The following is a 20,674-nucleotide window of genomic DNA, read 5'->3' as shown; positions in this document are numbered from 1 at the left end:
AGTCCAACTTCATACAGTGGAACAACCTGTGAAAGCTGAACATCGAAAAGCGGAAGTGCCCTGCTCAGCGGCGTATGGCCTGGAGCTCTCCAACTGAGATAAGATTTTTCTTTGGGCTTTAGCCCTTAGAAAAATCAATCGGGCTCTTACGGGCAGTTGTGTAATTACTGCCCGTTGAACGCGATAAAGGAAACACGAAGAGCCGGAGGCGATTCGATGTTGACTTATCGTAGGGCGGAGAGGGAAGGACACTAGCCGTTAGGGCACTGGAGCTGGACAATCCTCAAATTTAATTAATTAAACAATCCCTATTTTTATGTAAATAGTTAACGAAAGAGCATGTTCTTTTAACCTATTCTTTCGTTAACTATTTACAATGATTGAATGTATTATTGGGCATCAAACCCACCCTCACATCATGCTCCTGACGACATAACGCGTCTAAGGATTGCCCAAATGCATCCCACAGCATAATCGAGTGCCTCCATGTATAACGGACAGGAGACATCGCCGGTCAGGGAAGAACCCTGAAGCTGTTGTTACATCGCTACGTTTCGCTTTTGAAGTTTTTATTGTGCTACCGAGCTAAAGCCCTGCAAATGAACATCTTCAACCTTATGCGCAAAACATTCGTTTATCTCTTGTCATCATTTATCGTAACCTTCTATTCTAGTTTCTTTGAATAGAAGCTAATCTCTTTCTAGGAACCAAAATCTCAATTTCAAAATATACCTAAGAACTTTTTCTTCTTTACCCGTTGCGGGATTTCTTTATATACATTCATATCTTCCGCAAGTAGCTGTGCATTTTCAGTAAACAAATATACTTGATCGACACCATACTGTTTTTCAATCAAGTCATAAGCTTGTCCCAAATGAAACGCTCGGCTTGTGACGTTATGAGCATCCGATGCAACAAAATGAACGAGGTTTGCTTCAATCAATTGTTCTGAGAAACTCTTAATCTTCTTTCCGAACTTGCCACAAACACTTCCTGCTGTAACCTGGGCTAAAGACCCTTTGTTTACAAAGTTGTACAATTTCTCCGGGCGTTCGATGATTTCGGCATTTCGCTCTGGATGAACAATAATTGGAATTAATCCTTTAAGCTGCAAATCAAACAACATCTTTTCCGCATAACGTGGCACATGACTGGATGGGAATTCGACAAACACATACTGCGTTCCATTCAACGTCATGATTTGACTTTGTTCATAATCCTCCATCATGTCCCCGTTAATGGCCGTTTCTTGTCCAGGAAGAACTTTTAAGGAGATGTTCTCCTGTTGGAAATGCCTGTTCAATTCTTCTACTCTATTTAAAATCAACTCTTTTGGGTTCTCATACCGACCATTTTTATGGTGTGGAGTTGCAATGATTGTTGTGATCCCTTCCTGAACAGCCAGATTCGCCATTTCTAAGCTGTCATGAACAGTTTGGGCACCATCATCCATTCCAGGTAAGATATGACAATGTATGTCAATCATTACAATCCCTCCACATGATTTTTGTCGAAAATTCTGTCTGACATTATGCTACCACCGACCCAACAATAGGTCAAAGGGTGTATTTTGTCGAACAAAGTCGAATAGCGTTTTCTCTCTGTAATTTTATTATTTAGTACCGTAATAATAGTAATAATCCGAGCTTTGGAGCTTTTTACCATTCAAAACAGCTCCTAGTAATTTGGATTTCGTTGTCGAAAGTAGGTCTTTTGCCTTAGCCGCATCTTCCATGTCGGTTTTGCCACTATAGGCAACCAATACACTACCGTCACATAAATTTCCCAACACTTGCGCATCAGTCACCGCTACAATCGGCGGGGTATCAAATAAGATCACATCATACTTTTGTTTGGCTTCATTTAAGAACCGTTCCATGCTCTTTGATCCCATCAATTCTGCAGGGTTAGGAGGGATTGGTCCACTGGTTAAAATTGATAAGCTCGGCACATCTGTTGAGTTCACCGCTTCGTTTAACGGCATTTGTCCCGCTAAAACAGTCGTTAACCCAAATGTATTGGTTTGGTTAAACGTATAATGCATCGTTGGTTTCCGTAAGTCTGCATCCACTAATAAAACCTTCTTGTCTTGTTGGGCAAACACAACGGCAAGATTGGCTGCTGTGGTAGACTTCCCTTCCATTGGACCTGAAGAAGTAACCATAATGACTTGCATTTCTTCATCTACAGAAGAGAATTGGATGTTCGTCCGAATTGTTCGGTATTGTTCTGAAATCGGTGATTTAGGGTCAATTTGTGTGACCAATTTTCGTTTTTGATTCAATAGCATTTGTTTCCCTTGTTTCTTAAGACCCAATTGACTCACCTCTTACATTTGATTTACGGGCAGCGCGGCCTTCTATTTTGCTATCGTCAATCACGGAAATGACGCCAAGGATCGGCATGCCTAATGTTTTCTCGATATCTTGTTCATTCTTAACGGTGTTATCAAAGTACTCTAACAAGAACGCTAGACCTACGCCGGCCATTAAGCCAACAACCAATGCAATCGCAATATTCAATACTGGCTGTGGTTTAATTGGAGCTTGCCCATCCGTTACCGTGGCTTGTGAAAGGATACTCACGTTATCAATATTCATTAAGTTTACAATCTCTTTTGAAAAAACGGTCGCAATGGTGTTGGCAATCTCCGCCGCTGTTTGAGGATTTTCATCTTGAACGGAAATATTCACCACTTGGGAATCTGCTTCGCTTCCAACTGTGATTTTTCCATTTAATTGTTGTGAAGTGAGTCCAGTACCTAATTCTTTTGCCACAAGGTCAAGAATCGCTGGACTTTTAATGATGACATTGTACGTATTGATCAACTGTAAGTTTGTTTGAACTTGATTTGAGTTGAATTGCGTCTGATCTTCATTCTTTTGATTGACCAATAATTGTGTAGATGCCTGATAAATCGGGGTTAAAAGAAAAAAGCTGACTACTCCTGAAATAATCACTGCTGTTAAAGTAATCGCAATGATCAAAGCCATGCGTTTTTTTAGGGTCAAAAGCAACTCTTTTAAACTAATTGTTTCTTCCATGTTTCTCCTCCGCTCTTTTTCTACAAATCTTTGAGTATTATATCATGAAAACTTGATAATAATAGCAGTATTTGTCATAATTTCAATATCTATATCATTTTCTCTGTGCCTTAAGTACTATTCTATTAAAACAAGTTTCTCAAGATTTTAAAATAGATTTATGCAAATGGCAGATTTTACATTTAACTGGAAATGAGGGATAGCAAGATGAAACGATTTCTTGTTCTGCTGCTCGCTCTGATTTGTGTAGGTACTCTAATCTACGGAAGCCTGCATTGGAAAGAGAAAACATCGGTCTCAGCAGAAAAGGCGGATACCCAAGAACAAACAAAGGAAGAACCGGAACAACAGGAAACACCAGCGAAGGTTGATACAGAAAAGCTCCTTAAGCTAACAGAAAACTGGCCAAAAGCCGCGAGAGAACATTACAAAATGGCTTTAGAAGAAGGACGTCCCTTTACGATTTTACTAGCCGGATCAAATGCTCTCGGTACAGATGACGAAGGTTGGAGCATACAGTTGAAACACTCACTTGAAGAAGCCTACGGCGATACCATTGAAGTTGAAGTTAAAAGTTATGAACTGACTTCATCTGAATTTATGTCTGAAGAGAAATTGGATGAGTTGGTCTCACTTCAACCAGATCTGACTTTACTTGAACCATTTACCTTAATGGATAACGGCCTTGTAATGATCAGCAACTCGCATCAGAACATTGAGGCTATCCGTTCTGGGTTAAGTGAAGCTAATCCTGAGCATGTTATGCTGCTTCAACCGCCGAACCCTCTTTATAACGCCAACTATTATCCTGTTCAAGTCGATGCTTTGAAACAGTTTGCCGAAGAAGAAGAGATTCCTTATTTGAATCATTGGACTGCATGGCCAGATCCTGAAAGTAAAGAAATCGAAGACTATCTTGTCGAACAAGATGGCACAACACTGCCAAATGAAAAAGGCCACCAAGTCTGGTATGAGTATTTGCTTGATTACTTTATTGCTGATTAAATGCAAAAGGAGCGACTTTTATTGGTCGCTCCTTTTGCATTTGTGCTCAATATAGATTGCCTAACAAAAAAGTAAAACCCATTGTTAAGACGCCTGTTAAGACGATCAACGAAACATTGAGCACACTTTGTCTCGCTTTTTCTTTCTCGCCCTCTCTTCGGGCGTCATATAATACGAACTCGACATGAGCCTTCTCCTTCTAAAGCTAGTAGATCTTTTGATAGCAACGAAAAGGTTCCTTCCTCTTGGTAAATCAACGAATAACAAAGTTATTATAGATAAAGAACTCAGGAAATGTAATACGATATTTTCCCCTTTGTTTAGGTAATTTGGATTCGTTCATGATTTTTAGCTTTTTATAGGGCAAAAACTTATTTTTATAGAAACAGAAAGGAGCCGTCCACTAAGGAACCGCTCCTTTTTTATTGATTACATCTGATTGGCAAGAATGGTCACCGCTGTACTAAGAACAGCCGTTAACAGGATTAAAGTCGCATATAGAACAACCTTGTTTCGCTGTTTCTTTCGCGCTCTTTCCTCCGGTGTGAGAAAATACGTTTTTGACATCATTTCTTCTCCTTTCGATTATGATGGCAACTGGCTAGCCTTGCAGATCCTGCGGAGGCCCCTATAGTTTTGCGTCATCACCTTTCAGTGATTTTGCCTTTCAAAACATATTTATTATATCGGCTTAGGTTTAGGAAATGTTTAGGGATTTTTCAAAAGTCATAAATTAGACATTTCTACCTAAAAAATCAAAAAAAAGAAGCGCTATTAAGCGCTCCTACTTCGCAATCACTCGACGAATATCCATCTTCAAATCTTCTAATAACCGTTCAACGGTTATATCTTTCTCTGAAGTTCCTTTTTCATAGGTTCGTTTCAGCAAGTCAAAGAACTCGTCTTGCTTAACTTGCAATTCTGACATTTGGTTAGTCAATTCTCTAATCCTCCAACACAATATGACATTATTCTATTAGATTCGAACTCATTTGTAAATAGATTTCCATTTTTTCTTGTGAACAGCCTGGCAATCACGGGAACACTTGACAGAAACTTATACCTTCCCTATGGCACCTGTGATAGAATATTGATAGAAAACTACGAGAAAAAGGAGTGATTGGAAAACGATGAAGAAAAAAGTCACAACCCTCGCGACGGCCGCGATTCTGTCATCAGCATTCGCCTCGACGGCATTTGCTGACACCTATACCGTGAAAAAAGGAGACACTTTGTCGCATATTGCGCGAAACCATTCGATTTCAGTGCCTCAACTAAAAAACTTGAACGGGTTAAGTTCGGATCTCATTTTCCCGAATCAAAAGCTCAAAGTCTCAAAGACTAGTACAACAACAAGCAGCAGCGACAAACGTCCAGCAACAACCACGAACACAAACACTACTGCTAAAAGTACATATACAATCGTTTCTGGTGACACATTAAGTGGCATTGCAAGTAAACATAAAACAACCGTGGCAAAGTTAAAAAGCTGGAATGATTTAAAGAGTGATTTGATCTTCCCTGGTCAGAAGCTGAAAGTTTCCGCTTCAGGGACAAGTTCATCTACGACAACAGCCGCAGCTACACCGTCAACTGGCAGCAGCACGACAGTATCAAAATCTGCCTCCACTTCGACCTATAAAATTAAGTCTGGTGACACATTAGGCAAAATCGCTTCCCAGTTCAGGACAACAGTAAACAATCTAAAAGCATTAAATAATCTTTCCTCAGATTTAATTTATGCAGGACAAACACTAAAGGTTTCTGGGCAAGCTAGCAGCAATACCGTTGTTCAAGCAAGCACTACTCAGACTGTAAAAGAGGAAGTGGCGTCAGTTTCCAATGATGCAGATCAACTGATTTCCATTGCGAAATCCCTGCTTGGCACGCCATATGCATGGGGCGGCAGCAGCCCAAGTGGTTTCGACTGCAGCGGGTTTATTTATTACGCGTATAAGCAAGCAGGTTATGATGTGTCACGTACGTCGGCAGAAGGTTACTTTAGCCGCTCTTATTACGTAGACAAGCCAGCCGTTGGCGATCTTGTATTCTTTGAAAATACGTATAAAAGAGGCATCTCCCACGTCGGCATTTATCTTGGAAACAATCAGTTCATCCATGCCGGCAACGACAAAGTTGAGATTTCTAGTTTGAATAACAGCTATTATAAAAAGCATTTCGATAGCTTTAAGCGCTTCTATTAATACAGCACAAGCACCTGAATTTGGTTCAGGTGCTTTTTAGTTACCCGGAAACTAGCTTGGCTCGCACGTGTAATTTTTACCATCAACGGTTCTATTGAGAGGAAATGCCTCATACCATGTAAAGGGAAAATGAAATGGCCCTTCGTTTTGCGTGTACTTACATACTCATAGCACGCCTTATTTGTAAGCGTTTACCTAGTTTCTTCTATTATATAATATTTAACTTCCCAACCTCTGTAAACATGTTACCTACCATTCCATTTTAGAGTGAATGAAAAATTTGGTAATTGTCGTGTATAATACTAGATTTTGGTAATTAAAAAGGATATACTAGAATATAGTAAACTGAATAATCTGAATATTAACTTCTAGTATTGTCTTTATCTTCCCCACCTTAGAATACACATAGCTTTCTTTGTGTTCCACCATTCTTTTCGAATGGCTTATTTATATTTGTTAGGGGGAATTATGAGATGAAAGCATTAGTCTTAGAAGAGTTCAAAAAACCTTTAGTGGTAAGAGAGATGCCTGATCCAGAGTGCTCACCAGATGGTGTTGTGTTACGGGTAGAAGCGAATGGGGTCTGCCGCAGTGACTGGCACGCATGGCAAGGCGATTGGGATTGGATCGGCATCGAGCTGCCGCTTCCACATGTATTAGGCCATGAGTTCAGTGGTGTTGTCGAAGAAGTCGGCAAAAACGTGAAGAACTTCCAAAAAGGCGACCGCGTCATTGTGCCATTTACGATCGGCGATGGCACCTGCCCGTACTGCGTAAGTGGCCATCACAACATCTGTGAAAACATTTTAATGCCAGGGTTCTCTTCCTGGGGCGGCTTTGGTCGTTATGCCCACGTGCCAAATGCCGATACTAACTTAACGCGTTTGCCTGAAAACATTTCGTTCGTCGAAGCTGCCGGAATGGGTTGTCGCTTCATGACTGCATTCCACGGTGTCACCGACCAAGCGCAAGTTAAAGCTGGTGAGTGGGTTGCCGTTCATGGTTGTGGTGGTGTAGGTTTGTCTGCTATTCAAATTGCGACTGCACTAGGAGCAAACGTCATTGCGGTAGATATTGGCGAGGATAAATTGGAGTTCGCAAAGCAGCTTGGTGCTGTAGCTACAGTTAACGCTCGCGATGAGATTGCACCAGAAGCAATCCGTGAGATCACCAAAGGCGGCGCACATGTATCAATTGATGCACTTGGAATCGCGCAAACATGTCAGTCTTCGGTGTCGAGCCTACGCAAACGTGGCCGTCACCTGCAAATCGGCTTAACCACACGCGACGAGGAAGGCATGATTGCCTTACCGGTGGACTTAATCGTCCAATACGAAATCCAGTTCGTCGGATCTCTCGGCATGCAGCCATCACGCTATCCAAACATGCTCGAAATGGTCGAAAAAGGCAAACTCAACCCAGGCCAGCTCGTCACCCAGACGATTTCATTAGAAGATGCCCCACGCATCTTCAACGAAATGCAGAACTACCAGAACCTTGGTGTAACTGTTGTCGATAAGTGGGATAAATAAGTTTGTTTAGGGAGGAACAGCCAGTCATGCTGTTCCTCTTTTGCGTGGAGCATGACCGCAAGGTCGTCCCTCCACCTCCGGAATTGGTAATAACTCCCGTTTGTAGAGTAAATTGCTGTTTTTGTAGAGAAAACGTCCAGTTTCGTAGAACAAATTCAAATCTTGTAGAGTATTTGGCACTTTTCGTAGAGCAAACCCTATTTTCGTAGAGTAAAAAATAATCACCTCAAATCAAGGTTCGACTTTTACCCAAAAACATAGAAAAAAGGCCCTCAACCAGGCCTTCTCCCGAAATTTCCTATATTGGTCACTATTTAAGGTTGAATTTAACTCCATTCAGCCAATTCTTCTTTTCCCACTGAATGAGCTGGGCCCAATTTTAGCACCGAACTCTATTACGCCTTAAAATCCTGGTTCGCCCGTTGAACGGAACCTGTGTTTAAGTTCTTCAACACATTCACCATGAAAATCAATGTGCCAATCACAACCGCAAGTGACCCGACAATCATCACAGGAAGTCCTGTAGCCACGCCCAGTGACTCACAAAGCAACCCAATCATCATTACAGGTAACCCGATATTATGTAACCAGAAGTGCGACTTCGCTAGTTTGGTCTCCGCCGCAAAAGGATAAACCGAATAAATCAACCCAAACACTGCCGTTGATACCCATCCTAATAGGTTCACATGCGCATGTAGCGACGTGAAGCGGAAATCATGAATCATCCCCATCGTCATGCCCAACAACACACCAATTGCAAAATAAACCACAGCAATCTTAATAAACGTCTTCCCCATCTCTTCTCTCTCCTTTTATAGGTCTTTATTTCTATACGACTCTATTAGAATAAAGGGTATTTTTTACCATTTCAATAGGGAATATGTTAAATTTCAGGACTTTTTACACAAAACCCTACATCTGCATTCAAAATACTAGGTTTTATGACCCCCTTTTTACTTTCTAGAGTCCTATAATCGAAAAAAAGATACAAAGCGTCGTTTATGTAATCAAGTTTTCATTCTTTTAAAGGTTGAAGACTAAATAACCAGGGTATTTACCCCCTTCAGACCTGGATCTGACTATTTGATTCCCAGCAAGCATCAATATATTCGCCGTTAACGTGGATTTATTCGCCGTTAACGTGGATTTATTCGCCGTTAACGTGGATTTATTCGCCGTCAGCAGTGGTTTATTTGCAGTAGGGAGAATAAATATTCACCCTACTGCAAACAAACACCCCTAGTGGTATGCACAAAAAAGAGGATGAACCTCAATAAAGCGTTCACCCTCAACATTCTTTTATCTAGGCAACTCCACCGGAATAAAACTATCAAAATCCATCTGCAAGACGGTATCTTTTAAAGTGAATTTCTTAATCGTTTCTTCCCCACCACTAAAACTGGTAGTTGGTTATGTGCAATAACCTACTATTACCCTCTTTTGAGACAGGATTTTATCGAAACAAAATCTTCTTAGAAATTTGTTTTAAAGAACATAGACTAGTAGATTTTTGGTAAGAAAAAAGTGTAAAGTAGAAATAGCAGGATAAATAATTTTAATAGTCTGAATAATTATTTCTAAATTGGGTATCCTCTCATATATATATACTTATAAGAGGTGGTACCTTATGAAGAAGAAAAGGGATGATGAGAATATGAATGCTACTGCTATCAGAAACACACAAACCACTGATCGCAAAAAAAGCATCCAGGCTAGTTATAATCGAGCAGTAAAAGCGAATGGCAAGGCCCTGGAGAAGCTTAGCAAAAATTAATGGAATTTGATTATCTTCAAGTAGAAGATGTAGAGGCATTACACGATATGGCCCTTCGGGATTTCGGGGGTGTTCCAGGTAGAGAAAAAGGGAAACTTGAGGCAAAGTTAGCTCTACCTATGTAAGGAAATGGTGACTATGAAAGATACCCTACCATTGAGGAAAAAGCAGCTGTCTATTATTATCATTTAGCCAGCGGACATTGTTTTACAGATGGAAATAAACGTACTTCCTATTTAGCAACATTTACCTTCTTGGTGATTTAAAGGGTTATAGTTTATTAGTAGACGATGAAGAAGTTTTCCAATGGACCTTGCGATTAGCAGATGACAATCGCCCTGAGTTTGAAGCAGTAGTTAACTGGATTAAAAGATACATTTATAAATATGAGTATGAGGATTGAATAGCTACCTATAACCAAAATGAGGTAGCTATTTATTTGGCCTTGTTATTTTTGTACACAAAAAGCTAAGAAATTATCGAAGGCCAGGCTACCCTAGCACGCCTGACCCACCTACATTAATCTCTAGACAACTCCACCGTAAACGGCTTTAACTCCTTCACCGGAATAAAACTATCAAAATCCATCTGCAAAACGGTTTCTTTCAAAGTGAAGTCCTTAATCGTTTCTTCCCCATCCAACTTAAACACGGACTGGAACTGGTACTCGTCCTTATCCTTTATAATCACTTCATTCCTTGAAATACTATGTCCCTCAGGCGGAACTGGATTTTCAGGATCAATTTTATCGATAAACTCTTTGTCTACCAGTGTAAATGCATAAGACAAGTTATGATGAATCATCTCAAACTCATGCTTGCTCAGATTGTCAGACAACCCTTGGAACTCATAATCAAGGATTAGCTGACCGTCTTTCTGCTTCACGCTGTTCACCTTAATCGCTAAATCAGACCGCTCACTTTCCAATGTGAAGCTCTTTTTATTTAGTCGATGCTCCACGACTGGGTCTTCAATGTCAACAGAAGGATAGAACGTAATCGCTTTAGTCCCCTCTTTTATCTGATCCACAGTTTTCCGTAGAGTTTGGTGATACCCATCATCTTCTTGGCTGCGTGAAAGCTCGGTATTATTTGCATAATGGAACAACACGTTCCCATCAACGTCCTCCGCTTTATACAAGTCGATGTAATCCCCTTCATGGGCGGCAACCGTTTCAAAGGTAACGGTTGATGAAGCATTCGATTGTTTCCACTCTTTTAACTTGATAGTAACATCCTCATATTTTTGTACATGCTCAAGATCAAATACGGTGCTTGCTTCCTGCGTAAGCGGTACTTCAAAGTTCCACTCGCCAGCAATTCCCTTGATTGAATGAATCGTGATTGGCAGCGTGAACTCTTCCTCAATATTTTTATGAGGGTAATTCATCTTCCATTGGAACTCATAACCATCCTCTGCTTCCTGCATTCCCGTTGACATCCCATTTAACCATGGATCGCTGTCACCTTTGTTAGAATCAAAATTCACATCCAAGCTGACTTCTCCCGGTTCGTTCTTGCCTTTTTCGAGGTCACCACTCACTTGCCCAGTCACACTCACCACATCGCCGTCAAAGTAGGCATGCGTTAACTTGACCGTCACACCGTTCTTGGTCATTTCCTGATCAAGCTCAGTGACCAAGTTTTGTTCCGCCAAATGCATTCCGATTTTGTCGCCAAACTTCTCATAAACACCGCCTAGTAACGGCGTGCTTGCCAGTACCTTGTTCATGCTCGGAAAGATAAAGCCAGAGGAAAGCGTAACGCCCACGAGTGCAGCCGCAACAAGGCCGGCAAGTTTCCCTTTGTTTCTTTTCTTATGTGTCTCTTTTCTTGGAGGAATTCCCTGCTCGTCCAGCTGTTCTTGCTTGGCCTTGTCCACCCCCAGTTTCACTCGATTATGTAGTTCCGCAGGAATTTCAATTTTCTCTAACTCACGCTTAATCTCATTGCTCATATCAAATCCGCCCCTTTCACTTGAACACGCAGCTTCTCCAACGCCCGGTATAGCATCGTCTTGACACTTCCCAATGGCATCTCCTTCACATCGGCAATTTCCTTAAAAGTGTAGTCCTGATAATACTTCATAAACACAATTGATTTTTCATGCTCGTCCAATGTTTCAAGAATCTGTTGCATCGTAATCGTCAACGGTACATCTCCTGACTCTTTTCCAATCCACTCAGCATAATCCGGACTTAAATGGACGACCTTTTTATTTTTTCGCAGCAAATCGGTCGCACAGCTGATTGCAATTTTTAATAACCATGTTTTCAAATACCGCGGTTCTCTTAATGAACCGAAGTTTTTAAACGCCTTATACGCCGTCTCCTGCACCACATCAAGTGCATCGTCCTGATTTTTCACATACACATACGCCATTCGGTACAAATCATTTTCATATGTTTGAAACAGCTCCAAAAAGGCTTCATCATCCCCTTCTTGTGCTCTGCTAATCAACTCAAGCATGCCGCCACCCCCTTGTTTGTTGGTCAATCTGCTTATTAGACGAACTGGTTCTGTATTTGGCTTTTGTTTTTTGAAATTTTGGAAATAAATAGAGTATGCTCCCTGGTCGGATAAGGCATTACATCAATACATGCACCCCAGCACTGATTGACAATGAAAAAACTTCGCTTCAATGATTGATTCTTTATTAAATGAACCATATAGTGGAAATAAAGGAACATAAATAAAATAAAAAGAATCGAGGTGGTATTGTGAAAAATTCTTATTGGAATACAACAGGAATTTCAAGCCGCTTTATTCGTGAATTACAAAGATATTGCTTAATGAGTGATCAAATTGAAAAAGTTCTATTATTTGGTTCAAGAGCAAGAGGGGATTACCACCGAGCTTCCGATATTGATTTAGCTGTTTTTACAAGCAATAGTTCACCCACCGAGCAAAATCTAATCGTACAAACAATACAGGAATTGCCCACTCCCTTAAAAATCGACGTTGTCTTTATGGACCGTTTAACAAAAGAAAAACTAATTTCTAATATAAAAAGTGAAGGTGTGGTTATCTATGAACAAGGACAGGCTCTACGAGAAGCTTAATGATTACAAACGTGCAACCTCAAGGCTTAGTGAAGCTACCAAAATCCAACTAGATTCAGATATTGTCTACGACGGTGTCATTCAGCGGTTTGAGTTCACTTTTGAATTGAGCTGGAAACTTATGGAAATGTTCTTAGAATATACAGGGATAACTGAAATAAAAAGTCCCAGAGCAACAATCCGAGAGGCATTTGCCTATGGTTTGATTGAGGACGGAGACCAATGGATCGATATGATGGTAGACCGTAATAAAACTTCCCACCTTTACGACGAAAGTGAAGCTAAACTGATTTACGAAAAAATTAAGGGCAGTTATAGCCAACTATTGGCCAACCTGTATGATCACTTGGAAGAAGAAATACGAAAGATCTCCTAACATAAGCACTAGCTATTCATGGCGATTGTTACTCTACCTCAAACTCGGCCCTAAAATGGGGTCTTTTTCTCGAGAAAAGTAAACTTTATTCATTACGCTGTTCTTCTAATAAAAGCAAAAAAAAGAGCCTTTTATAAGGCACCTTATTTACGGAAAATAGAAAGAAACTTCCCCCAAGGGGCTTTAGGCTGTTTGTCCACCGTGGCTTCAATCCGTCGATTAAATTCACTTTGCGAACGCCACACCTGACTCTGTTCTTCCCTTAAAGCTTGGATTTCCTTTTGTAAGTTTTCGTTCTTTTGTTTTTCTTCTTCTAACATCGTTTCGTAATGTGTTCGTTCTTGTTCCGCTAGTTTTTCAATTTTCAATTGTGTTTTTTGGGCGGAGTTTCGAATATGCGCTCCTAAATCATGATGGTCCTGCTGGAGCCGCGAAACCGTTGTTTTCAAGTGAGCCATATCATTGGTGAGTTGAACATTTATTTCCCTTGTGGCTGCGAGCTCGTTGGCTAGAAACGAGAACATCTCTTTTAGTTGATTGGGATCTTGGGGCAAATTGCTATTGTTATTGCTATATGTATCGGGTACCGCTACTTCGATTTCAGTGGAGCCTATTAATCGCTCTTTCTGTTGAGTAGCACATTCTTTTGCCGCATCCTCTAAGGGCATGTCCGTATCGCGTAACGATACAAGCACATCAATATCGGATTGAACAAAAATCCGGCGATCGCCCTCTTTTAAAAACTCATAGCCATTCTTCTCTAAGATTTGCGCATACTTCCGAACAGTCGGTGTCGCAATCCCCGCTTTTTCCGCCGCTTCCTTTGAAGAGAAAGATAGTTCATACGGTTGAATATCGCTTCGCATATCGCGCCTCCTTCAAAATCTATTATTAAAAACTTAAAGCCGATTCAATCGGTCTTAAATCTACGAAGTCAAAAAATGTATCTATATTAAATATGCCGGTTTTCACACGAATGCGCAAGGGGTATATCGCCTACCGATACAAAATATTCAGTCGAATATCATCGAAATAAGAGGATTATATATCGCTTTCGCTGGGTGCCTTTGTTCGATTCTATCAAACAGCTAGTTTTGGGGAGTTCGCGTCTAATGATCGGTTACTTCAATTTCACTGTGTATGGCATTATTCAACGTCACGGATACGACATTGTTAAGTCTTCAGGCGAGGCTTACATATCGCATAGCGATACACGCTACAATTCTTTCATATCCGTTCACTCTACCAACATACCTTTCCCTCGTAAGGGACAACTTCATAGTTGCTCTCTCAATACTATATTATGTCTGTCTAGCTAACCATATCGCCCACCGATACAGACTATCTAATGCATAGCTGCAAAGGTAGTCTCTTGTACTTTCTCTTCTAATTCACTTAACGAGTCAACTAGTTTTCACAAGCTGTTCCTTTTTTTCGTACAATTTTGACATATCGTACAGCGATATAAACTCCTAGCATCAAAAAGTTATCGGGTAACATCAGCCTACCACCGATGGGTTCTGCTATCTCTTAAATACAAACATATGTTCCAAAATATTTTATATGCGAAAGATCTCTTAGTAAATACTACTACTACTCTCCCAACCCCAGCCCCCCTTATCCAACTCCTATTACATATCGCCTAGCAATACGCCTTTCCGGTAGCTCACAATCCCTTTCGAAGAGTTTATCTAACCGTATCGGTTAACAACATATAGCTAGAACAACCAAACAATCCATCATTTCTAACATTATTTTTCTATTTCACTTTGTATCGAATTCTAGTAAATCTCTCTCCTATTTCCTACTAATCCGCATATAAATAGCTACATAACACCTATTCTTAATGGAAGTACTAATAAAATAGAAACACAAAACGAGCTACTCTTACTAGGCGAACCAAAAGACATAATCAACCACCTATTTCCCCGGAAATACAAATTTCGACGAATGATTTGTTTTTATGCGTAGTTTATTACGTGCAAATCATCAAACCTTGTCACTTTTTCAGTTTTATTATTAGGTAAAAAGACCTATCTATTTTCTTGTCCTCTACCCCCATTTAAGAGAACCAGAATTGCATATAAAGTTGCATTTCATTTTTCACAGAATTTTATAATAATAGAGACTGTTCTTAGAACTTACCACCACTTACATATTCACCTTAACAGCAAAGGAGAGAAATACGATGAAAAAGAAAAACTTTATCCATTTTATTATTCTAGCAACTCTATTATTGATGACTGCTTGCACCCCAAAGGCTACCACTTCTTCTAAAGAGATTGAAGTGATCGAGACGGAAGTTGAAGCGGAAACAGATAACAGTACCCCCGTCTGGTCTTATAAGGGGGAGAACGGTCCTGATCAATGGGCAAATGTAGATTCGTCCTTTGCCGACTGCGCGGATGGGACAGAGCAATCCCCGATTGATATTGAACTAGCCAATGTGAAGGTGGACAAAAGCGCTGCAGAAGTGGACATCAATTATTCCCCTACTGCTTTTACACTTATGAATAACACACACACAATTCAAGCAAATGATGGTTCAGAGAAAAATACCATCACCGTCGATGGTGAAGAATATACCCTAGTGCAAATGCACTTTCATAAACCAAGTGAACATCAGCTAGATGGCCAAGCTTTTGAAATGGAGGGCCATCTCGTTCATCAAAATGACGAAGGTGAGCTCGCCGTTCTAGGCTTTCTTATGAGTGAAGGAAAGGAAAATCAAGTGTTAGCTGAAATGTGGTCCAAGCTGCCAGAGGAAGAAACGGATGAAGATGTGCCGTTAGACAAGGCTGTCGACCTTGAGAACTTCTTGCCTGAAGACAAATCCTTCCTCCGTTATAATGGTTCGTTAACCACACCGGCATGTTCAGAGGGAGTCAGTTGGATTCTTTTAGAAAAACCAATCGAAATGTCTCGGGAACAAATTGATGCGTTCGGTAGTATCTTCCCGCATAACAGCAGGCCCGTTCAGCCGATCAACGAACGGGAAGTGACGAAAACAGAATAGCCCTATCAAAAAGGAACCTCTACAATTTCGTAGCGGCTTCTTTTTTTGTGTTCCCCTGTTCATCCTCCGTTCATATTCACGCGGTAAATTAAGAATGTCAAAGGGAGGAATGACCGATGAAAATGGCTTGGAAAGAAATGAAGAAAAATAAAGCACGCTTTTTGATATTAGGATCGATTGTGTTTCTAATCAGTTTCCTTACTTTTATCATATCGGGTTTGGCCAATGGCTTGTCGCAGGACAATGCCGCATTAATCAAGGATTTGCCGGATGGTCAATTTTATCTCAATAAAGATGCTGACCAGAATTATACCTTTTCAAGAATTGATCACGTGATACAAACAGAATTGCTTAATGAGCATCCTGACGCGGTTGCGTTTTCCATGCAAATGGGATTTTTACATGACGAAGCGGAGAAGCAGCAGAGTGTTGCGTTTGTCACCGCTACGGATTCTAAATGGTTTCCAAAAGTGAATAAAGGCGAAGTTATTTTAGATCGCTCGTTGGAAGATGAAGGAATGAAGATTGGCGATCATTTAACCAACCCACAATTTAGTGGCCATTTAACGGTCAAGGGCTTTGTCGACCAAAAGAAGTTTAGCCATGCCCCTGTTGCTTTTATTCATAAAGAAGATTTTCAGGAAATGTATCGTGTGGACGAAATGCAACTGGTTTTCCTACCAGAGGCTGATTCTTCTCAAGAATATACAGGCTTAGAGTCTTTCTCAAACAGTGAGTTTCTCAACACGATTGCCAGTTATAAAGCCGAACAAATGTCTTTGAATATGATTGTTTGGTTTTTAGTGGTCATCAGTGGCCTGTTGTTTGCGATCTTTTTCTATATGATGAACGTGCAAAAACTCGGGTTATACGGGATTTTAAAAGCGATTGGGATGAAAACAAGCTCCCTCTTCAATATGATGTGGACGCAAATGGTTGTGATTACGGCGATTGCATTGACGCTGGCGACTGCCCTCAGTCAAATTTTTAATAGATTGGCCCCTAGTGGCATGCCATTCCATTTACCGTTGAACACAACAATTTTCCTATCCGTTATCTTTCTGCTGATTGGTTTTATCGGTGCTACTGTCTCAGGGATTCAGATTAAAAAAGTACAACCTTTACAAGCAATCCAACAAGGAGAGATGTAAGATGAGCATTTTTACACTAAATCAAGTGAGAAAAACGTTTACGCACGGCGAAGTGAGCGAAGAAATTTTAAAAGGAATCAGCCTTTCGCTTAAAGAAGGAAAGGTCACCGCATTGGTCGGGGCGTCTGGCTCTGGGAAAAGCACGCTTTTGACGATTGCGGCAGGGCTCCAACCTGCCTCTAATGGACAAATTCAATTCGATGGGAAAAATCTATCAGGGATGAACGCTGAACAAGTTCGGAAAATCCGCGCAAAAGAGTTTGGCTTTGTGTTTCAATTTGCTCATCTCGTTCCGTTTCTCACTGTCGAAGAACAATTGATGCTTATGCTTGATGTATCCGAATCGACTTTAACGAAACAAGATCAAAAACGTAAAGTGACGGAAATGCTAGAATTCGTTGAAATGAATCATCGGAAAAAGGCTTATCCAGCTTCGTTATCAGGCGGCGAAAAACAACGAGTGGCGATTGCACGGGCGTTAATTCACCAACCTAAAATGCTGTTCGCCGATGAACCGACGGCCAGTTTGGATTCAAAAAAAAGCAAAGATGTGATGAAATTGATTCGCGATTTGACGAAAGATTTGAATCTGACAACGTTAATGGTGACCCACGACGAAGAAATGCTTGCCTATGTTGACCAAATCGTTAAAATGAGCGATGGAACGCTTGTTGTTTAAATAGAAGAAACAGCCCCAGCTTTTGTTGTGGGCTTTTTGATTCGAGGATAAATTTTTACGATTGAAAGAAAACTATTAAAAAATAGGAGAAATCAAGATGACCACGATTTTACTAGTTGATGACGATCAACATATTTTAGAGCTTGTCACCATTCACTTACATGCAGCCGGGTACAACGTTGTTCAAGCAAAAGATGGCAGCGAAGCGTTAGAGATTTTGAAAAAAGAAACTTGTGATTTGGCAGTGGTGGATGTGATGATGCCGTTTATCGACGGCTTTCAGTTAACTCGTGAGATTCGCACCCACTATGATCTACCAGTCATATTGCTGACCGCCAAAAATCAAATTGAAGATAAAGAAGAAGGCTTTCAAGCTGGGACGGACGATTATCTGGTCAAGCCGTTTGAACCAAAAGAATTGCTGTTTCGCATCCAGGCGTTGTTGCGCCGCTATGAGGTTTCAACTGATGATTCGATGATCCGCCTAGGCAGTACCTCCATTAATAAAAAAACCTATGAAGTTCAGCTTGGAGACCGGACGTTGCTTTTGCCGTTAAAAGAATTTGAGCTTTTGTATTTTTTAGCTTCTCATCCGATGCAAGTGTTTTCGCGGGATCAATTGATTGAACACATCTGGGGCATTGATTACGAAGGCGACGAACGCACGGTTGATGTCCATATCAAACGATTGCGCGAACGGTTTTCAGGATTAACCGATGATTTTCACATCAAAACCGTACGGGGCGTTGGTTATCTTCTGGAGGCTCAACGCTGATGAAAACTCTTTATGTCAAATTCATTGTTGTGACGGTGTCGATCATGTTGTTAAGCAGCGTGTTGGCGTTTATCCTTTCCAACACGTATTACCAACAGAAATTAAAGCCTTATAATGATGAAAAAAACACTACCATCGCCTTAGAAGTTGCGGCGTTTGCGGAAAGTCATCCTTCCATCAATCTAGAAGAGTATTTGGAGAATCTTTCGACTGTTGGGTACCAGCTGTACTTGGTGAACTCTGCCGGAAGCGAAACGTATTTTGGCGCCCCGTTTCGGGAGCAGAATGTTGCCGACCCGGTTGTCAAACAAGTTTTGGACGGCGAGGTTTATCATGGGATTCTCCATTTTCCGCAGGAGACCTTTGTGACTGGCTTTTTCGCAAATGAACTGAAAAATACGATTGGCGTCCCGCTCACTCATGATGACAAACAGTATGCGCTTTTCTTGAGGCCGAATATTGACCTGCTTTTTAATGAAATGCATCATTTGTTTGCCTGGCTTTTAGCTTTAACAATTGCTTTTAGTATTGTATTGGTGATGTTTAGCACCAAGTATTTGGTCCAGCCGATTACAAAACTGACATCTGCGACCAAACAACTTGCCAATGGTCAGTTCAATGTCGACCTGGATGTCACTCGTCAAGATGAGTTAGGCAAACTTTCTCATAGCTTTTTAACCATGGCTCGTAAACTGGAACAAACTGAAGACACAAGAAAAGAGTTCATTTCGAACATTTCGCATGATATCCAGTCCCCACTTTCCAATATTAAAGGCTATACGAATCTTTTAGAAAATGAAGAGGTTCTTCCGGCGGAACGAAAGCGTTATGTATCGATCATCAATGATGAAATTGCACGGCTCTCGACGTTAACGAAACAATTATTGCTGCTCGCTTCGTTGGATCAGAATGAAGAGATTGTGAAAAAGAAACCTTTTAATGTTGGCGTGCAAATCAAGGAACTGGTTCGCACCTATCAATGGCAGATAGGTGAAAAAGGGATCATGCTCAGTTTTTCGCTGCCAGATGTGGTCATCACGGGCGATCCGTCATTACTCAATACCGTTTGGGATAACTTGCTTTCCAATGCGATTAAATATAATCGAGAGCATGGCCGTATTGACATCACACTTGAAGAGCGAGAACAATCGGTTGTCGTCACTTTTGCAGATAGTGGAATTGGCTTAAGTGCGCAAGAACAGGAACGAATTTTTGACCGTTTTTACCGCGTCGACTCGGCTCGCTCGCGAACCGTTGAAGGCACGGGTTTGGGGTTATCGATTGTGAGGACGATTGTCCATCTGCATGGTGGCGAGGTTCAAGTGAAGAGTACGGAAAATGAAGGCACGACGTTTGTTGTGGAGTTGCCTGTTCAATCGTAGGACCCGTCCCTGGCCTGAACTTTTTCTATCCATTTGTTCATTTTCCGTTCATGTTCCGCATCTATATTAAAGAGGACAAGATGTTGAACAAATGGAGGAGATTTTCAAATGAACACACATAGTAAAACGCTGTTGCGCTTCGCCGCGCTGTTTGGCTTGATTGGTGCCATGATGGGCGGGCATATGGCTGGTGCAGGTTCCTATGCCTTTCGCCCGATTCATGCCCATATCCTCGTCGTTGGCTGGTTGACCTTGTTCGGGTGGGCCGTTTTTTATAAAGTGTTTCGCATCAGTGAGAACTTTATGACCCGGTTGCAAGTGCGGACTGCGATTGTTGGTTCGGTTGGGTTAACGGCGGGCATGTGGCTATATATGGTGAAACCCTTCCCGCTCCCTGAGGCTTTCACTTTGATCCTTTATATCGGTGGCGGAGTGGCTTTGCTTGTGAGCTTTTTGCTGTTTTTCTTGATTACGTTATCGGTGAGAGATTAAATAGATGAAACGAGTATAAAATCACAAGGATTTTATACTCGTTTTTTCATTAGCTTCATTTACTTCATCTCATAAAACAACCAATCCGCAATCTTCCCCCATTTTTTGTAGAACGACTGCGCCACATAGTTGTTCTTCGTGGTTCCCACGTCATGCTCGCGGATATCTCTCGCCCACCTTTTT

The 20,674-nt window shown here is 41.0% G+C and carries 22 protein-coding genes, 1 pseudogene and 1 riboswitch; of the genes and pseudogenes, 14 read left to right on the top strand and 9 right to left on the bottom strand.

Annotated elements, in window-relative coordinates; all coding sequences use genetic code 11:
• Window positions 1-721: 721 nt before the first annotated feature.
• The 3 genes from M3182_RS14615 to M3182_RS14605 all read right to left on the bottom strand — a co-directional run bounded on the left by M3182_RS14615 (window position 722) and on the right by M3182_RS14605 (window position 3,044).
• The gene (locus tag M3182_RS14615) at window positions 722-1,486 is read right to left on the bottom strand and encodes a tyrosine-protein phosphatase (RefSeq protein WP_251558691.1); all 765 of its coding nucleotides are present in this window, start codon (window positions 1,484-1,486) and stop codon (window positions 722-724) included.
• 126 nt (window positions 1,487-1,612) lie between these two features.
• A complete protein-coding gene (locus M3182_RS14610) occupies window positions 1,613-2,290 on the bottom strand; it encodes a CpsD/CapB family tyrosine-protein kinase (protein ID WP_251558813.1) in 678 nt (225 codons plus the stop codon).
• 16 nt (window positions 2,291-2,306) lie between these two features.
• On the bottom strand, window positions 2,307-3,044 hold the full coding sequence (locus M3182_RS14605; RefSeq protein ID WP_251558689.1) for a YveK family protein: 738 nt from the start codon (window positions 3,042-3,044) through the stop codon (window positions 2,307-2,309).
• 207 nt (window positions 3,045-3,251) lie between these two features.
• Between M3182_RS14605 and M3182_RS14600 the strand changes: the two genes are divergently transcribed.
• Window positions 3,252-4,049, top strand: coding sequence for an SGNH/GDSL hydrolase family protein (locus M3182_RS14600; RefSeq protein WP_251558686.1), 798 nt, complete (start codon window positions 3,252-3,254; stop codon window positions 4,047-4,049).
• A gap of 429 nt (window positions 4,050-4,478) precedes the next feature.
• Here M3182_RS14600 and M3182_RS14595 read toward each other — a convergent pair whose 3' ends face one another.
• Window positions 4,479-4,619, bottom strand: coding sequence for a hypothetical protein (locus tag M3182_RS14595; protein WP_251558684.1), 141 nt, complete (start codon window positions 4,617-4,619; stop codon window positions 4,479-4,481).
• 19 nt (window positions 4,620-4,638) lie between these two features.
• Window positions 4,639-4,724: riboswitch (cyclic di-GMP riboswitch) on the bottom strand.
• Between the two features lie 109 nt (window positions 4,725-4,833).
• A complete protein-coding gene (locus M3182_RS14590) occupies window positions 4,834-4,989 on the bottom strand; it encodes a YwzD family small protein (RefSeq protein ID WP_251558682.1) in 156 nt (51 codons plus the stop codon).
• A gap of 190 nt (window positions 4,990-5,179) precedes the next feature.
• Between M3182_RS14590 and M3182_RS14585 the strand changes: the two genes are divergently transcribed.
• Complete coding sequence (locus tag M3182_RS14585) at window positions 5,180-6,253, top strand: C40 family peptidase (protein WP_251558680.1); 1,074 nt, start codon at window positions 5,180-5,182, stop codon at window positions 6,251-6,253.
• Window positions 6,254-6,726: 473 nt separating this feature from the next.
• Window positions 6,727-7,785, top strand: a complete 1,059-nt coding sequence (locus M3182_RS14580; protein WP_251558678.1) for a zinc-dependent alcohol dehydrogenase family protein — start codon at window positions 6,727-6,729, stop codon at window positions 7,783-7,785.
• Between the two features lie 395 nt (window positions 7,786-8,180).
• Here the strand turns inward: M3182_RS14580 and M3182_RS14575 are convergent, their stop codons facing one another.
• Entirely contained in the window at window positions 8,181-8,582 is a 402-nt protein-coding gene (locus M3182_RS14575; protein WP_251558676.1) for a cbb3-type cytochrome c oxidase subunit I, read from the bottom strand.
• 830 nt (window positions 8,583-9,412) lie between these two features.
• On the opposite strand from M3182_RS14575, the gene M3182_RS14570 reads away from it, so the two are divergent.
• The 3 genes and pseudogenes from M3182_RS14570 to M3182_RS26515 form a co-directional block, all read left to right on the top strand.
• Window positions 9,413-9,559: a hypothetical protein gene (locus M3182_RS14570; RefSeq protein WP_251558674.1), complete on the top strand. Its 147-nt coding sequence runs from the start codon at window positions 9,413-9,415 to the stop codon at window positions 9,557-9,559.
• Window positions 9,559-9,684 (top strand): hypothetical protein, encoded by a 126-nt coding sequence (locus M3182_RS26200; RefSeq protein WP_285868213.1) that lies wholly within the window; start codon window positions 9,559-9,561, stop codon window positions 9,682-9,684. Before M3182_RS14570 ends, M3182_RS26200 begins: the two co-directional genes overlap by 1 nt.
• A 24-nt stretch (window positions 9,685-9,708) precedes the next feature.
• Window positions 9,709-9,825, top strand: a pseudogene (locus M3182_RS26515) (Fic family protein); the annotation flags it as partial.
• A gap of 253 nt (window positions 9,826-10,078) precedes the next feature.
• Here the strand turns inward: M3182_RS26515 and M3182_RS14565 are convergent.
• Together M3182_RS14565 and M3182_RS14560 are read right to left on the bottom strand one after the other, a co-directional pair.
• Window positions 10,079-11,515, bottom strand: coding sequence for a DUF4179 domain-containing protein (locus M3182_RS14565; protein WP_251558672.1), 1,437 nt, complete (start codon window positions 11,513-11,515; stop codon window positions 10,079-10,081).
• Window positions 11,512-12,027, bottom strand: a complete 516-nt coding sequence (locus M3182_RS14560) for a sigma-70 family RNA polymerase sigma factor (RefSeq protein ID WP_251558670.1) — start codon at window positions 12,025-12,027, stop codon at window positions 11,512-11,514. The genes M3182_RS14565 and M3182_RS14560 overlap by 4 nt, the downstream gene beginning before the upstream one ends.
• Window positions 12,028-12,278: 251 nt before the next feature.
• Between M3182_RS14560 and M3182_RS14555 the strand changes: the two genes are divergently transcribed.
• Both M3182_RS14555 and M3182_RS14550 read left to right on the top strand, forming a co-directional pair.
• On the top strand, window positions 12,279-12,620 hold the full coding sequence (locus M3182_RS14555; RefSeq protein ID WP_251558668.1) for a nucleotidyltransferase domain-containing protein: 342 nt from the start codon (window positions 12,279-12,281) through the stop codon (window positions 12,618-12,620).
• Entirely contained in the window at window positions 12,589-12,996 is a 408-nt protein-coding gene (locus M3182_RS14550; RefSeq protein WP_251558666.1) for a nucleotidyltransferase substrate binding protein, read from the top strand. The genes M3182_RS14555 and M3182_RS14550 overlap by 32 nt, the downstream gene beginning before the upstream one ends.
• A gap of 143 nt (window positions 12,997-13,139) precedes the next feature.
• Here the strand turns inward: M3182_RS14550 and M3182_RS14545 are convergent, their stop codons facing one another.
• On the bottom strand, window positions 13,140-13,862 hold the full coding sequence (locus tag M3182_RS14545; protein WP_251558664.1) for a MerR family transcriptional regulator: 723 nt from the start codon (window positions 13,860-13,862) through the stop codon (window positions 13,140-13,142).
• Window positions 13,863-15,184: 1,322 nt separating this feature from the next.
• Here M3182_RS14545 and M3182_RS14540 point away from each other — a divergent pair.
• From M3182_RS14540 to M3182_RS14515, 6 genes are all read left to right on the top strand, one after another.
• Window positions 15,185-16,012, top strand: a complete 828-nt coding sequence (locus M3182_RS14540) for a carbonic anhydrase (protein WP_251558662.1) — start codon at window positions 15,185-15,187, stop codon at window positions 16,010-16,012.
• A gap of 116 nt (window positions 16,013-16,128) precedes the next feature.
• Entirely contained in the window at window positions 16,129-17,163 is a 1,035-nt protein-coding gene (locus tag M3182_RS14535; protein ID WP_251558660.1) for an ABC transporter permease, read from the top strand.
• A 1-nt stretch (window position 17,164) separates the two neighbouring features.
• On the top strand, window positions 17,165-17,842 hold the full coding sequence (locus M3182_RS14530; protein ID WP_251558659.1) for an ABC transporter ATP-binding protein: 678 nt from the start codon (window positions 17,165-17,167) through the stop codon (window positions 17,840-17,842).
• Window positions 17,843-17,939: 97 nt separating this feature from the next.
• Window positions 17,940-18,617 (top strand): response regulator transcription factor, encoded by a 678-nt coding sequence (locus tag M3182_RS14525; protein ID WP_251558657.1) that lies wholly within the window; start codon window positions 17,940-17,942, stop codon window positions 18,615-18,617.
• Window positions 18,617-19,999 (top strand): sensor histidine kinase, encoded by a 1,383-nt coding sequence (locus M3182_RS14520; protein WP_251558656.1) that lies wholly within the window; start codon window positions 18,617-18,619, stop codon window positions 19,997-19,999. Before M3182_RS14525 ends, M3182_RS14520 begins: the two co-directional genes overlap by 1 nt.
• Before the next feature lie 108 nt (window positions 20,000-20,107).
• Window positions 20,108-20,491: a hypothetical protein gene (locus tag M3182_RS14515; RefSeq protein ID WP_251558654.1), complete on the top strand. Its 384-nt coding sequence runs from the start codon at window positions 20,108-20,110 to the stop codon at window positions 20,489-20,491.
• The last annotated feature ends 183 nt before the right edge of the window (window positions 20,492-20,674 follow it).

It is taken from the genome of Mesobacillus maritimus, assembly GCF_023715205.1.
Lineage (GTDB): Bacteria > Bacillota > Bacilli > Bacillales > Cytobacillaceae > Mesobacillus_B > Mesobacillus_B maritimus_C.
The sequence above is the reverse complement of the archived record's forward strand: the minus strand, read 5'-3'. Positions and strand labels throughout refer to the sequence as shown.